Here is a 15,104-nt window from a genome sequence, read left to right as displayed (position 1 = left end):
ACAAAGATGCTTCTTTTCGTTTTATTATCCAATTTTTAAGGCAATAAAGTTCAGAACATTCAAACAGAAAATTATTCTACTAAAATATTTCTAAAAAAAACAAGGATTCTTTTTGCCTTTTCAAATAAAGATGTACCTTTGCACCCCGTAAACAAAAGTTTATTGCCGCTATAGCTCAGTTGGTAGAGCAACGCATTCGTAACGCGTAGGTCGCCAGTTCAAGTCTGGCTAGCGGCTCAATATTAAAGCACTGATTATTCCAGATAATCAGTGCTTTTTCTTTTCTAAAATAAAAAACGCTCTTCTACGAGTATATTTGCATAAAACACAATGCCCTTTCAAACAGTTTAATCTATAGCCGCATGATTATCTCAAAATAGGTTTAAAACAGCACCATCTGATTACATCCACAGTCTAAAATGATAACTTGAAACATATAGATACACTATTAAAAACATAATACACCTATATTATATATAGTAATTCCCAATATTTGTGGCAACTTTTCAATAACCAAATTTTTCAATCTTAAATGAAGTATTGAGATGACGAAAAAACACAAGCTAAAATCAAAAGGTTACCATAGATTTCTATAATATACTATAAGAAAATGAAAAGAATCAAGTTATTTACAGCAGCTTTGCTGCTGGCGGCTATGTCCGCAGGAAACGATATGTGGGCGCTTTCCACTTCAGGAAAGAAAGACACGCATCCGGTAGAATCACCCAAATTCTTCAGTGGAAACGCCAACCCACTGTCGGATTTCATTTTTGTGGCCGACCCGACATCGATGGAATACAACGGAAGGCTCTATGTGTATGGAACCAATGACACCCAGCAACTGGACAGTGTGGGGAAAGATGGCAAAAACACATACCAATACATCCATTCGCTGGTTATGTTGTCTACCGATGACATGGTAAACTGGACTTATCACGGACTGATTGACGTAAAGGCCCTCTCACCATGGGGTATAGCCTCATGGGCTCCATCCATTGTATCGCGGATAGAATCGGACGGTAAAACCCACTTCTACCTCTACTACTCCAACAGCGGTGCGGGCGTAGGCGTACTAACCTCCACCTCTCCCGTAGGCCCGTGGACCGACCCGCTGGGGCGTATGCTGGTGAGCCAGTTCACCCAAGGATTAGGCCACTGCAAAGCTCCCTTCGACCCGGGTGCCGTGATAGATGACGAAGGTATAGGATGGTTATCATTCGGTGGAGGCGGAAAGGGGGAAGTCGGCACCGACTACATGCCTGGAGATGCCCGCATTGTCCGCTTGGGCAAAGACCTGATTAGTCTGGACAGCGAGATAGTAGAGATAAAAGCTCCCTATCACTTCGAAGCCAATGAGCTGAACTACTGGAACGGCACATGGATTTATACCTACAATACCGACTGGAACAAGCGCACCGAATGGCCTCACGAGGGAGTGGACAAACCCAGCATCTGCTGCATGTCGTACATGACTTCACACACGCCTCTCGACACCGACAGCTGGAAGTATGTGGACAATTATTTCAAGAATCCCGGAGACTATGGTATGGGGTTCAGCAACAATCATACCCATCTGCAAAAATACAAAGGAGACTATTACCTATTTTATCACAACATGTGCTTGCAAGAACACAAAGGCACCAATGGCGGTTTCCGCAGCCTTTGCGTCAACAAGCTGAAGGTAGACGAAAAAAACGTGAAGCTGGAAATGGGAGAAGCCACACTGAAGGGTGTGGACCAGATAAAGCCAGTGAACCCGTTCATTCATCAGCAAGCAGAAACAACAGCCGCTACGCTAGGCATACACTTTGAGCCTACAGCCACCCCCGGCAACATGCTTGCAGTGGGCAGTGAACAAAAGAAATCAGTTATATCCGTACGTGGCGTATTCTTCTCCGGCTTTCCCTCTCTATTCCGTGCCACAGCAGCAGGACACGGCACTCTGGAAGTGCACCTTGACCGCCCCGATGGTGAAGTACTGGCTTCCACCTCCTTCAATTCAGACTCTTTACAGACTGTCTCTACAAAGATAAACACAGACAAAGACGGTATTCACAACCTTTATTTCGTATTTAAAGGCAAAGAACTGAAGGTAGATGAATGGATATTTGAGAGATTTTGAAAAGCATAATCTACCGTAGCCCTCAAAAATATTCATTGCAATAATTATTTATATGATAAGCACTACGCATTCGGTCAGCACTACAGATTTTAATGAAAAAAATGCTCCGACTATGTAGTTTCCAATAAAAAATGTATCTTGCGGAGATTTATTAAATACGATATAAACATGAAACCCTATTTAATCCCCTTCTTTGCAACTGTTGCACTGACCGCAACCGCTCAACAAAAAAACGAGATTACCAGCGTCCTCGAAATACTGGATGTAACCAATGGTAACCGGACCGTCGTCAAAGAATTTCCCTACCGGATTGAAGCCCCCAATTGGACGCCCGACGGGCAATGGCTACTATACAACAGCGAAGGAAAGCTTTACCGCCTTTCCCCCACCTCGCCTGCCAAACCGGAACTGATAAACACCGGATTTGCCCAAAACTGCAACAACGACCACGTCCTCTCGGCCGACGGACAGCAGATAGCCATCAGCCACGGGACGAAAGAGGACTATAAATCGCGCATTTATACACTTCCCATCACGGGCGGCACTCCCCGTTTAATAACGCCTATGGCTCCCAGCTACCTCCACGGTTGGAGTCCCGACGGTAAAGAACTTGCCTATTGCGCCGAACGAAACGGCAACTATGATATTTATACCATCCCCGTGGAAGGAGGTGAAGAAACCCGCCTGACCACTGCCGAGGGTCTGGATGACGGACCGGAATATTCCCCCTGTGGACAATACATCTGGTTCAACTCCGTACGCACCGGACTCATGCAAGTCTGGCGCATGAAGGCAGACGGCTCCGAACAGACCCAGATGACCTTTGACGAAACCCGCAACTCCTGGTTCCCCCACATCTCTCCCGACGGAAAATCCGTTGTATTCATCACCTACTACAAAGGTGACCTGGAACCGGGAGAGCATCTGGCAAACAAGAACGTAGAACTGCGCCTAATGCCCGCAAACGGTGGAGAACCCAAAACTTTGTTAAAGATTTTCGGCGGACAAGGCACCATCAATGTCAACTCATGGGCACCGGACAGCAAACGCATAGCCTTTGTCAGCTATCGAATTAACTGATATGACTTGATGATTTTCACTCCATTTTTTACTAACTTTGCCCGACTAAAGATGCAGTAAAACAAAATGGAAAAGAAAAAGAAGAAAATCATTATCGGAACATTCGTTACACTAATTCTTATTGGAGCAGCTTGTGCAGGAACAGTATACTACTATCTGTTTGCCCCGCAATTCCATCCGCAAAAGACAGTCTATATCTATATAGACCGCGACGACACCGCTGACTCCATATATAATAAGGTGAAACAACAAGGCCATCCCCGAAGCTTCACCGGCTTCCGCTGGATGGCCCAATACAAGAAATATTCCGAAAACATACACACCGGACGCTACGCTATCCGGCCGAGAGAAAACGTATATCACGTATTCAGCCGTCTGTACCGCGGATATCAAGAACCTATGAACCTCACCGTCGGCAGCGTACGCACGCTGGACCGCCTGGCACGCAGCATAAGCAAACAGCTCATGATAGACTCCGCCGAAATAGCCGGACTGATGAACGACTCCGCATTCCAACAAAAACTGGGATACACCAAAGAGACCTTGCCCTGCCTCTTCATCCCCGAAACCTACCAAGTCTATTGGGACATGAGTGTGGAAGAGTTCTTCGAAAGAATGCAGAAAGAGCACCAAAGGTTCTGGAACCAGGAACGCCTAGGCAAAGCCACCGCCATCGGAATGACCCCGACGGAAATCTGCACCCTTGCCTCCATCGTCGAGGAAGAGACAAACAACAATCCTGAAAAACCGATGGTAGCAGGGTTATATATCAACCGCCTGCACGCCGGCATGCCCCTGCAAGCCGACCCTACCATCAAATTTGCCTTGCAGGCCTTCGGCTTGCGGAGAATTACGAATGGCCATCTGGCGGTAGAATCCCCCTACAACACCTACCTCAATACCGGATTGCCTCCCGGCCCCATACGCATCCCCTCACCCAGCGGGCTGGATGCCGTGCTGAATTATACGAAACACAACTACCTCTACATGTGTGCCAAAGAGGACTTCTCGGGCACCCATAACTTTGCATCCAATTATGCCGAGCACATGAAAAATGCAAGAAGATATTGGGATGCATTAAACGAAAGAAAGATTTTCAAGTAATCTGCTGATAAAATAAAAGCAAAATCCTATATTTGCGTCAAATATTAATCCATGACTAACACTTAAATATTCAGATATGAGCAAGCAACTCTTACTTGGCGATGAAGCCATTGCACAAGCTGCATTAGATGCCGGACTTTCGGGCGTATATGCCTATCCCGGCACTCCTTCTACGGAAATCACCGAATATATTCAGATGGCACCGGTTACTGCTGAAAAGAACATTCATAACCGCTGGTGCTCTAACGAAAAAACTGCGATGGAGGCTGCCCTGGGCATGTCCTTTGCAGGCAAGCGTTCACTAGTGTGCATGAAGCACGTGGGTATGAACGTGGCTGCCGACTGTTTCATCAACTCTGCCATTACCGGCGTAAAAGGTGGTCTGATAGTCATAGCTGCCGACGATCCCAGCATGCATTCCTCGCAGAACGAGCAGGACAGCCGTTTCTATGGCGACTTCTCCCTCATCCCGATGTACGAACCAAGCAACCAGCAGGAAGCATACGACATGGTATACAACGGATTCAGCTTCTCCGAACAGACCGGCGAACCCATCCTGATGCGCATGGTTACGCGCCTGGCACACTCCCGTTCCGGTGTAGAGCGCAAGGAGCAACAACCGCAGAATGAGATTTCCTTCAGCGAAGACCCACGTCAGTTCATCCTCCTGCCGGGTAATGCACGCAAACGTTACAAAGCATTGCTGCAACGCCAGGACGAATTTATCAAAGCTTCTGAAAACTCCGCTTACAACAAATATACCGACGGTCCCAACAAAAAGCTGGGTATCGTGGCATGCGGCATCGGCTACAACTACCTGATGGAAAACTATCCCGAAGGCTGCGAATATCCGGTACTGAAAATCGGACAATACCCGTTGCCCAAGAAACAGCTGATGCAGCTGGTAGAAGCATGTGACGAGATTCTGGTACTGGAAGACGGACAACCGTTCGTAGAAAAACAGCTGAAAGGCTATCTGGGCATCGGCATCAAAGTAAAAGGCCGTTTGGACGGCACTCTTTCACAAGACGGAGAGCTGAACCCGGACAGCGTGGCACATGCCGTAGGCAAAGAGAACAAGGCTGAATTCAGCGTTCCTTCTCTGGTAGAGATGCGCCCGCCCGCTTTGTGCGAGGGTTGCGGCCATCGCGACATGTACACGGTGCTGACCCAAGTATTGAAAGAAGAATATCCCACTTATAAGGTGTTCAGCGACATTGGTTGCTACACGCTGGGAGCCAACGCTCCGTTCAACGCCATTAACTCTTGCGTGGATATGGGCGCCTCCATCACCATGGCGAAGGGTGCTTCGGATGCCGGTCTGCATCCTGCCGTAGCCGTTATCGGCGACTCCACCTTCACCCACTCGGGCATGACAGGACTGCTGGATTGCGTCAACGAAAACGCCGACGTCACCATCGTCATCTCCGACAACGAAACCACCGCCATGACCGGAGGACAAGACTCTGCCGGCACCGGACGTTTGGAAGCCATCTGCGCCGGCATCGGTGTAGCTCCCGAACACATCCGCGTCGTAGTTCCTTTGAAGAAGAACTACGAAGAGATGAAGCAAATCATCCGGGAAGAAATCGAATACCACGGCGTATCCGTCATCATCCCCCGCAGAGAATGTATCCAAACATTAGCACGCAAAAAAAGAAACAAGTAAAGCCATGAAAAAAGACATCATACTTTCCGGCGTAGGAGGACAAGGTATCCTCTCCATCGCCACCGTAATCGGCAAAGCAGCCCTCAAGGGCGGACTCTACATGAAGCAGGCAGAAGTACACGGCATGAGCCAGCGAGGCGGTGACGTGCAGTCCAACTTGCGCATCAGCGACCAACCCATCGCCTCGGACCTTATCCCCACAGGAAAATGCGACCTCATCATCTCCTTGGAACCGATGGAGGCGTTGCGCTACCTCCCCTTCCTCAGCCCTGAGGGTTGGCTGGTGACCAATGAAGCTCCCTTCATCAACATTCCCAACTATCCGGCAGAAGAAGACATCAAGGCCGAAATCAACAAGCTGCCGCATAAAATCATGCTGAACGTAAACGAGGTGGCAAAAGAAGTCGGCTCTCCCCGCGTAGCGAACATCGTACTGCTGGGCGCCACCATCCCCTTTCTCGGCATTGACTATGCAAAGGTGCAAGACAGCATCCGCGAAATCTTCCAACGCAAGGGAGACGCCATTGTAGAGTTGAACCTCAAAGCGTTGGCTGCCGGCAAAGAGATTGCTGAAAAACTGATGTAAACTATAATTGACTCTAAATTTCAACATACCATGAATAACAAATACTGGGAAGAAGAGATTGAAACGATGCCCCGTGAGCAGTTGCGCGAACTACAACTGCAACGGTTAAAAAAGACTGTCAGCATTGCCGCCAACTCTCCCTACTATAAAAAAGTATTCCAAGAGCATGGCATCACTGCCGGCAGCATCCGGTCTATAGAAGACATACGTAAGATACCGTTTACCACCAAGGCTGATATGCGCGCCAATTATCCTTTTGGATTAGTAGCAGGCGATATGCGTGAGGACGGAGTACGTATCCATTCTTCCAGTGGCACTACGGGCACGCCGACGGTCATCGTACACTCCCAACACGATTTGGACTCTTGGGCAAACTTAGTGGCACGCTGCCTCTATATGGTAGGCATCCGTAAGACGGATGTTTTCCAAAACAGCTCCGGCTACGGTATGTTCACCGGAGGACTGGGCTTTCAGTATGGAGCCGAACGTCTGGGTGCACTGACTGTTCCTGCCGCTGCCGGCAACAGCAAGCGCCAGATTAAGTTCATCACCGATTTCAAGACTACTGCCCTACATGCCATTCCCAGCTATGCCATCCGTCTGGCCGAAGTATTCCAGGAAGAAGGTATAGACCCTACCAGTACAAGCTTGAAAACGCTTGTTATCGGTGCCGAACCCCACACAGACGAGCAACGTAGAAAGATTGAGCGCATGCTTGGTGTCAAAGCCTACAACAGCTTCGGTATGGCTGAAATGAACGGTCCCGGCGTAGCCTTCGAATGTACCGAACAAGACGGCATGCACTTCTGGGAAGATTGCTACCTGGTCGAAATCATTAATCCGGAAACCGGCGACCCCGTACCGGAAGGTGAAATCGGCGAACTGGTACTGACAACCTTAGACAGAGAAATGATGCCGCTTATCCGTTATCGCACGCGCGACCTTACCCGCATTCTGCCTGGCAAGTGCCCTTGCGGACGTACCCACATCCGTATAGACCGCATCAAAGGCCGTAGTGACGACATGTTCATCATCAAGGGAGTCAACATCTTCCCCATGCAGGTGGAAAAGGTGCTGGTACAATTCCCCGAATTGGGCAGTAATTACCTCATCACACTTGAAACGGTTAATAATCAAGATGAAATGATTGTAGAAGTTGAACTCAGCGACCTCTCTACCGATAACTATATCGAGCTGGAGAAGATTCGCAAAGCAATCACCCGTCAGTTGAAAGACGAGATTCTGGTAACCCCGAAATTGCGGTTGGTGAAGAAAGGCTCCCTACCGCAGAGCGAAGGAAAAGCCGTCAGGGTAAAAGACCTGAGGAACAACAAATAAACCGTAAAAACCTCTTTTCAAAACAGACCATCTGTTCACCCGATACAGATGGTCTGTTTTGTATAAACGTATCATCTATCTTCCCTTGATACATCATCTGTTTCAGCATCACGTATCATTTGTTTCACAATCACCCACATCCGCATAAAAAGAAAGAGGAACGGTTATCCAGACAGATTACCGTTCCTCTTTTATAGAAAGCCGCACCGATGATGTGATGAAACTCCGTATGACATGATTTGAGTGCTCCTCCTCTTTGTAATCCACCGACTCAAGAGTTACCCCGAAGGGCGTGGCCCGCCATTGAGAAGCGAAGCTTGTCTCGGTATTTCATAAAAATTGATGAGTTTCCCGATCCAATCAATGCGGCTATTTTTTCTATAACAAAGGTAATGAGTTTCTATGAAAGAAACAAGTAAAATCAGCAAATTGTTTCAAGTCCTTTTAATGTTTTAACCCCTCCCAAGACTATCAGAAAACAAAAAGTGCTGACTACCAAAAGAGTAATCAGCACCTCGTAATTTATCTGCTAACTGTTTTTATGCAGCCTTTGCTTTAGCAACGATAGCCTTGAAAGCTTCCGGATGGTTCATCGCTAAATCAGCCAACACCTTGCGGTTGATTTCGATACCGGCTTTGTGCAAAGCGCCCATCAGCTTAGAGTAAGACATACCTTCCAGACGAGCGGCAGCATTGATACGCTGAATCCACAAAGCGCGGAAGTTTCTCTTCTTGTTCTTACGGTCACGGAACGCATAAGTCAAACCTTTCTCCCAAGTATTCTTGGCAACGGTCCAAACGTTCTTTCTTGCACCAAAGTAACCTCTGGTCAATTTCAAAATTTTCTTTCTTCTTGCTTTAGAAGCAACATGATTTACTGATCTTGGCATAGTTTTACTTGTTTTTGAATGTTAGCGCCGTTACTTCACGCAGCGGACTTAAAGCTAATGCATTCGGTTAATAACTTTAATACTTTTGTACGCTTTTCAATTACTTCATTGCTAAAAGCTCTTTCACCTGGCTTACATCTGTTGTACTTACAAGTGTAGAGTAGCACAAGTTTCTTTTCTGCTTCTTAGTTTTCTTAGTCAGGATGTGACTATGAAAAGCGTGCTTTCTTTTGATTTTACCTGTTCCGGTAAGAGTAAATCTCTTTTTAGAACCGGAGTTAGTCTTCATCTTTGGCATCTTTTTTAACTTTTTAATTATTAAATTATATGGCAACGCACTATACCTATGGCGTTACTCATTCTTTATTCTCCTTCGGTTTCAGCCGACGCGGCCTTTGGCGCATCTTCTGCAGGCTTGGGAGCCACGCTCTTCTTCGATGCCGCCGCTTTCTTCGGAGAGAGCTGGATTGTCATTCTCTTTCCTTCCAGAACCGGCATCTGGTCTACCTTCGCATAATCTTCCAAGTCATTGGCAAAACGGAGCAGCAGCACTTCTCCTTGCTCTTTGAACAAGATAGAACGACCTTTAAAGAATACGTAGGCTTTCACCTTATCGCCATCTTCCAAAAAGCCTTTGGCATGCTTCAACTTGAAATTATAGTCATGGTCATCAGTCTGAGGTCCAAAACGTATTTCCTTCACGTTTACCTTCACCTGCTTTGCCTTTTGCTCTTTCTGACGCTTCTTTAACTGATAAAGAAATTTAGAATAATCAATAATACGACAAACAGGGGGTTGTGCATTTGGAGAAATCTCCACGAGATCCGCTTCATGTTCTTCAGCAAGTCTTAAAGCCTGCGCTATCGGATACACTTTTGGTTCTACTTCATCGCCCACTATGCGGACTTCTTTGGCCCGGATTTGTTCGTTAATCCGATGTTGCCCTTTTAAGCTGTCATTCTTCATTAAATAACGTTTACTTCCAGTTTGTTTCTTATTTACTATTCCCAAATTAATGTTTTATGTTAAGTAAAAGCGATCTTTAGAACATCTAATATATGCTATGCTTCTACAATTGGGCGCAAAGTTACCATTTATTTATCATATTCTGAACTTCTTCGTTCATTTTTTTGGCAAATTCTTCAAATTTCATGGTTCCCTTATCACCTTCTCCCTGCTTGCGGACAGCAACTTCCTTGTTTTCAGCCTCCTTTTCACCTACAACCAGCATGTACGGAATACGCTTCATCTCATTGTCACGAATCTTACGACCAATCTTTTCATTGCGTTCATCCACAATGGCACGGATGTCATATCGCTTCAAGTATTGTTTCACTTCATGCGCATAGTCGTTGAACTTCTCGCTGATAGGCAGAATAGCGACCTGATCAGGAGTCAGCCACAACGGGAATTTACCAGCTGTATGCTCAATAAGCACAGCCACGAAACGTTCCATGGAGCCGAACGGAGCACGGTGAACCATTACGGGACGGTGCTTCTGATTGTCGGCACCGGTATATTCCAGTTGGAAACGTTCCGGCAGGTTGTAGTCCACCTGGATGGTACCCAGCTGCCAACGGCGACCAATGGCATCCTTCACCATGAAATCCAGTTTAGGACCATAGAAAGCAGCTTCTCCATATTCTATTTTTGCCTTCAACCCCTTTTCTTCACAAGCTTCGATAATGGCACGTTCTGCTTTTTCCCAGTTCTCGTCACTACCGATATATTTTTCGCGGTTCACCTTGTCGCGCAAGGAAATCTGTGCCTCGAAGTTCTCGAAGTCCATAGATTCGAACACGATGGAGATAATGTCCATTACACGGAGGAACTCATCCTTCACCTGGTCCGGACGACAGAAGATGTGCGCATCATCCTGCGTAAAGCTACGTACACGTGTCAGCCCGTGCAGCTCACCACTCTGCTCGTAACGGCAAACCGTACCGAACTCTGCCAAACGCAAAGGCAGGTCTTTGTAAGAACGGGGTGAGTTCTTGTAAATCATACAGTGGTGAGGGCAGTTCATCGGTTTCAAGAAGTACTCTTCCCCTTCTTCCGGTGTATGTATGGGCTGAAAGGAGTCCTTACCATATTTTGCATAGTGTCCGGAAGTGATGTAAAGCAATTTGTTGCCGATGGGCGGACACATTACTTCCTGATAATCGTAACGGGCCTGGATGCGACGTAAGAAGTCCTGCAAGCGGATACGCAGTGCAGTACCTTTGGGCAGCCACATCGGGAGTCCCTTACCTACGGTGTCGGAGAACATGAACAAGTCCATCTCCTTACCGATTTTACGGTGATCGCGCTTCTTTGCCTCTTCCAGCAGAACAAGATACTCATCCAGCATCTTCTTCTTAGGGAAAGTGATGCCATAGATACGGGTCATCATCTTACGGTCTTCTTGTCCACGCCAGTAAGCACCGGCAACGGAAGTCAGTTTAATAGCCTTGATAGGAGCTGTGGTCATCAAGTGAGGGCCACGGCACAAGTCGGTAAATGCACCCTGCGTATAAGTTGTGATGTGACCGTCTTCCAATTCGGAAATCAGCTCGCATTTATAAGTTTCTCCACGGTCACCAAATATCTTCAAAGCATCTGCCTTGGCAATGTCTTGTCTGACAACCGCTTCTTTCTTAGCCACCAGTTCAGCCATCTTTTTCTCAATGGCCGGCAGGTCAGCTTCCTTGATAGTCGTTTCACCCGGATCCACATCATAGTAGAAACCGTTTTCGATAGCAGGACCTATACCGAACTGGATGCCCGGATAGAGTTCCTGCAAAGCTTCGGCCAGCAGATGGGCACTGGTATGCCAAAAGGCATGCTTACCCTGCTCATCCTCCCATTTATAAAGAACCACTTCAGCGTCTTGCATGATAGGACGCCCCAAATCATAAATTTCTCCGTTCACGCCACAAGCCAGCACGTCTTGTGCCAATCGCGAACTGATGCTTTCTGCAATCTGCAGTCCCGTTACTCCTTCGTTATATTCACGAACAGAGCCGTCTGGAAATGTTATCTTTATCATAGTTTATATGTATATTTCATTTTTCAGAACGCAAAAATAGCTAATTCTTTTTGATATTCTATTTTTTAGCAAAAAAATGTTATTCCCGTGTATCTGTAAACCTCTTTATGATATTATAGGCCGACACAATGCCCAACTCTCCGGCTTTACTCAAATCAGCAATACCTTGTTTGTTATTCCCCAGGAAGATGTGCGTCAACCCACGGTTAAAGTATGCTTCAGCAAAATCGGGGCTCAGCTCAATCGCCTTGTCATAATCCGCCAAGGCGGCACGGTAATCCTTCAGCAACGAAGACACATTGCCACGGTTATAATAGCCATAAACAAAATCAGGAGCCAATTGGATAACGTGGTCCAGGTCATTCTTCACAACTTCATAATCGATGGCCGTCACTTCAGGCTTCTTCATTTCCGTTGTACCCGAAGTGGCGCCTTCACTCATTGTGGCTTCGGCCTTTTTATATTCCAGTTGCTTATAACGCACCAAAGCACGCATAAAGTATGCCGGAAAGAAAGTGTCGTCCAACAAGATACTCTTTGTAAAGTCATCTATGGAACTGGCAAAATCCTGAACCAGATAGAAGTCCAGACCTCTCATGAAACGTTTCTTGGCGTTCTTCTCGTCAGCCACCACATCAGACGTATGAGCGTCTATCAAAGCAAAGTGGAAGCGTACTTGTTCCTCCGTCAGCGGAGCTTCCATATTGGTGATGCGCAGTGGCTTCGGGAACAGTTTCGAATGGTTCAGTTCCTCAATATACTTATGATAATGTACGATACGCTTCACATCGCTCAGTTTCTCATAATAAGTCAAAGCATACATCGGCTCAAGCTTGATGGTCACATTCCGGTCTTGTACACGTCCACGATAATCGCTCTTATAACGCTGGTCAACTTCCGAATCGTCCGCTATTACAATTTTCCGATAATTTTCCATATTCTTGTCGGATTTCTTACGGGTCTTCCCGCCATCTCCATTGGAGTTCCCCGAAGAATTATCCGCAACATCCTTACTGTCGCCACCTTCCTTTTTGTCACCGGAAGAAACACCGTTACGCTTGTCTATCTGCATCTTCATGATTTTGAACTCATCCTGCTCGGCTCCTTTACGGTCGCCAATCTTTTTACGGGCTTCGGCACGCTGATAATAGCCGGCCATAAAGTTAGGATATTCTGCAATCACTTTGGAATAGTCACTGATAGCTCCCCGGTAATCCCCCGTCTGCGCACGTAACAAACCACGATTGAAAGTGGCCATCATATTATCCGGTTCCATCTTCAACACAAAATCAAAATCCTCTATCGCCCGGTTGTCATCGCCTACCTGGGCACGCAGCAGACCGCGGTTGTAGTGCCCGAGAAAATTATTCGGATCAATATCCAAAGCCAAATCATAGTCACTCATGGCGCCTCTCAAATTATTCTGATGGAAACGCGCCAAGGCACGGTTGATATAGTTACCGGCATTCTTTGCACTCAGATGGATAGACTGGTCCAAATCAGCTTCAGCCTCTTTATACTTTCCCTGCTGGAGACGTACAATGGCTCTTGCCCCCCATCCGTCCGGGTCATAACGGTCCATATCAATAGCTTTGTCAAAATCACGCAAAGCTTGTATCGTATCGTTCTGTTTCAGGGAGACTTCCCCGCGCATCAGATAGGCACGCGTATATTTGGGGGCAATTGTCAGAAGCGTACCCAAATCTTCCTTAGCTGCCTCATAATCTTCTTTCTGAATATGGCAAAGAGAAAGATTATGCCAAAGCACCACATTCTCCGGATCGTATTTGATAGCGGTTTTATAATCTTCAATCGCCTCGTCAAACTTGTTCTGACGGATACGTGCCAATCCTCTGATCTGGTAAGCACCTACCACAAAAGGATTTCTTTGAATCGCAGCATCACAATCACTCTCCGCTCCCTGATAGTCATCCAAATTGATTTTTGCCAGTCCACGGAAGAAATAAGGCTCATATAAATAAGGTTTCGCGTTGATTACCTGATTAAAATATTGGATAGAAAGCACGTAATCCTCAAAATACAATGCATTCCGAGCAATGGTCATCACCCGTTCCGTATTGATTTGCGCATACAACAATGTGGGTAACAGCAAAATAGCTGTCAGTATTTTTCTTATCATCTTGTTTTATAAATGCTTGTAAACGAAACAAAAGTAACGTTTTTCGTTTACTTGTCGGGATTAGCGGAACACTTTTTATATTTTTTGAGCCTTTTATACCATATTATATGGTTGACTTATTTCTTTACGGTTTTCACCTTATAAGTGCAGTGTGCCTTGCCCTTCAACATGGCATTCAGTTTTCCTTTAATCATCTGCTTGCGCAACGGAGACAAATGGTCGATGAACATCTTTCCTTCCAGATGGTCGAACTCGTGCTGCATCACGCGTGCCAGGTAGCCTTCGATAATCTCATCGTGCGGTTCCAGATTCTCGTCCAGGTACTGCACACGTATTTTGTTGCCACGCTTCACCGACTCATGAATACCGGGAAGGCTCAAGCACCCCTCGTCCATAGAAACCTCCTCACCGGACACCTCCAAAATATGGGCATTGATATACGCCTTGCGGAAATCTTTATATTCTGGCATATCTTCGGAAAGTACATCCAAATCGATTACCACCACGCGGATGGGAAGCCCAATCTGCGGTGCTGCAAGTCCTACGCCTTCGGCATGGTCCATCGTTTCAAACATATTCTCAATAAGCTCTTTCAAATTCGGATAGTCCGGGGCAATATCCTCTGCTACCTTTCTCAATACGGGCTGACCGTACACATAAATGGGTAAAATCATTTCCTTTACTACAAATTACTAATTACAAATTATTTTCTATACATTATAAAAAGGAGAAACGTTTGTTCTCCAAATAAGTTTGCAGAATAATAGTTGCACTGATTTCATCCACCAGTGCTTTATTTTGGCGGTCTTTCTTTTTCAATCCAGCCTCAAGCATCGTCCGATGAGCCAGAACAGAAGTAAAACGCTCGTCTACATATTCAACCGGCATGTCAGGCAGTTTCTTCTTCAGCGAACGGACAAAAGGTTCGATATTCTTCATGTTTTCCGAAGCCTCATTATTCATCTGCTTAGGAAGGCCTACCAAGATACGCTCTACCGGCTCCTTAGCCACATAATCAAGAAGAAACTGCAACAATTGGTGTGTAGGCACAGTTGTCAGTCCATTCGCAATCATCTGCAATGTATCACTCACGGCTATTCCCGTACGTTTTCGACCGTAGTCTATGGCTATTATTCTACTCATAATG

At 46.3% G+C, this 15,104-nt stretch carries 13 protein-coding genes and 1 tRNA gene; 7 read left to right on the top strand and 7 right to left on the bottom strand.

Annotated features, from left to right (window positions below; all coding sequences use genetic code 11):
- Window positions 1-164: 164 nt before the first annotated feature.
- The 7 genes from ITJ87_RS10490 (at window position 165) to ITJ87_RS10460 (ending at window position 7,899) form a co-directional block, all read left to right on the top strand.
- A tRNA-Thr gene (locus ITJ87_RS10490) sits at window positions 165-237 on the top strand.
- Between the two features lie 373 nt (window positions 238-610).
- Window positions 611-2,122 (top strand): glycoside hydrolase family 43 protein, encoded by a 1,512-nt coding sequence (locus ITJ87_RS10485; protein WP_117601467.1) that lies wholly within the window; start codon window positions 611-613, stop codon window positions 2,120-2,122.
- Window positions 2,123-2,290: 168 nt separating this feature from the next.
- The gene (locus ITJ87_RS10480) at window positions 2,291-3,202 is read left to right on the top strand and encodes a TolB family protein (RefSeq protein ID WP_117601466.1); all 912 of its coding nucleotides are present in this window, start codon (window positions 2,291-2,293) and stop codon (window positions 3,200-3,202) included.
- A 66-nt stretch (window positions 3,203-3,268) separates the two neighbouring features.
- Complete coding sequence (mltG, locus tag ITJ87_RS10475; RefSeq protein WP_117966617.1) at window positions 3,269-4,306, top strand: endolytic transglycosylase MltG; 1,038 nt, start codon at window positions 3,269-3,271, stop codon at window positions 4,304-4,306.
- Between the two features lie 76 nt (window positions 4,307-4,382).
- Window positions 4,383-5,975 (top strand): thiamine pyrophosphate-dependent enzyme, encoded by a 1,593-nt coding sequence (locus tag ITJ87_RS10470; RefSeq protein ID WP_117966620.1) that lies wholly within the window; start codon window positions 4,383-4,385, stop codon window positions 5,973-5,975.
- A gap of 4 nt (window positions 5,976-5,979) precedes the next feature.
- On the top strand, window positions 5,980-6,561 hold the full coding sequence (locus tag ITJ87_RS10465) for an indolepyruvate oxidoreductase subunit beta (protein ID WP_117601463.1): 582 nt from the start codon (window positions 5,980-5,982) through the stop codon (window positions 6,559-6,561).
- Between the two features lie 30 nt (window positions 6,562-6,591).
- Entirely contained in the window at window positions 6,592-7,899 is a 1,308-nt protein-coding gene (locus ITJ87_RS10460) for a phenylacetate--CoA ligase family protein (protein ID WP_117966623.1), read from the top strand.
- A gap of 539 nt (window positions 7,900-8,438) precedes the next feature.
- Here ITJ87_RS10460 and rplT read toward each other — a convergent pair.
- The 7 genes from rplT to ruvX form a co-directional block, all read right to left on the bottom strand.
- On the bottom strand, window positions 8,439-8,789 hold the full coding sequence (gene rplT, locus ITJ87_RS10455; protein ID WP_004289896.1) for a 50S ribosomal protein L20: 351 nt from the start codon (window positions 8,787-8,789) through the stop codon (window positions 8,439-8,441).
- Between the two features lie 100 nt (window positions 8,790-8,889).
- Entirely contained in the window at window positions 8,890-9,087 is a 198-nt protein-coding gene (gene rpmI / locus ITJ87_RS10450; protein WP_005827880.1) for a 50S ribosomal protein L35, read from the bottom strand.
- A 65-nt stretch (window positions 9,088-9,152) separates the two neighbouring features.
- Window positions 9,153-9,755, bottom strand: coding sequence for a translation initiation factor IF-3 (gene infC / locus ITJ87_RS10445; RefSeq protein ID WP_117601461.1), 603 nt, complete (start codon window positions 9,753-9,755; stop codon window positions 9,153-9,155).
- Between the two features lie 121 nt (window positions 9,756-9,876).
- Window positions 9,877-11,817: a threonine--tRNA ligase gene (gene thrS, locus ITJ87_RS10440; protein WP_117966626.1), complete on the bottom strand. Its 1,941-nt coding sequence runs from the start codon at window positions 11,815-11,817 to the stop codon at window positions 9,877-9,879.
- A gap of 79 nt (window positions 11,818-11,896) precedes the next feature.
- On the bottom strand, window positions 11,897-13,957 hold the full coding sequence (locus ITJ87_RS10435; RefSeq protein WP_117601460.1) for a tetratricopeptide repeat protein: 2,061 nt from the start codon (window positions 13,955-13,957) through the stop codon (window positions 11,897-11,899).
- Window positions 13,958-14,073: 116 nt separating this feature from the next.
- Window positions 14,074-14,631, bottom strand: coding sequence for a peptide deformylase (def, locus tag ITJ87_RS10430; protein ID WP_022402114.1), 558 nt, complete (start codon window positions 14,629-14,631; stop codon window positions 14,074-14,076).
- Between the two features lie 43 nt (window positions 14,632-14,674).
- On the bottom strand, window positions 14,675-15,100 hold the full coding sequence (ruvX, locus tag ITJ87_RS10425) for a Holliday junction resolvase RuvX (RefSeq protein ID WP_005827870.1): 426 nt from the start codon (window positions 15,098-15,100) through the stop codon (window positions 14,675-14,677).
- Window positions 15,101-15,104 lie beyond the last annotated feature (4 nt).

This window comes from Bacteroides sp. HF-162 (genome assembly GCF_015679285.1).
In the GTDB taxonomy this organism is placed as follows: Bacteria; Bacteroidota; Bacteroidia; order Bacteroidales; family Bacteroidaceae; genus Bacteroides; species Bacteroides uniformis.
This window is presented reverse-complemented; position numbering and strand designations above follow the sequence as displayed.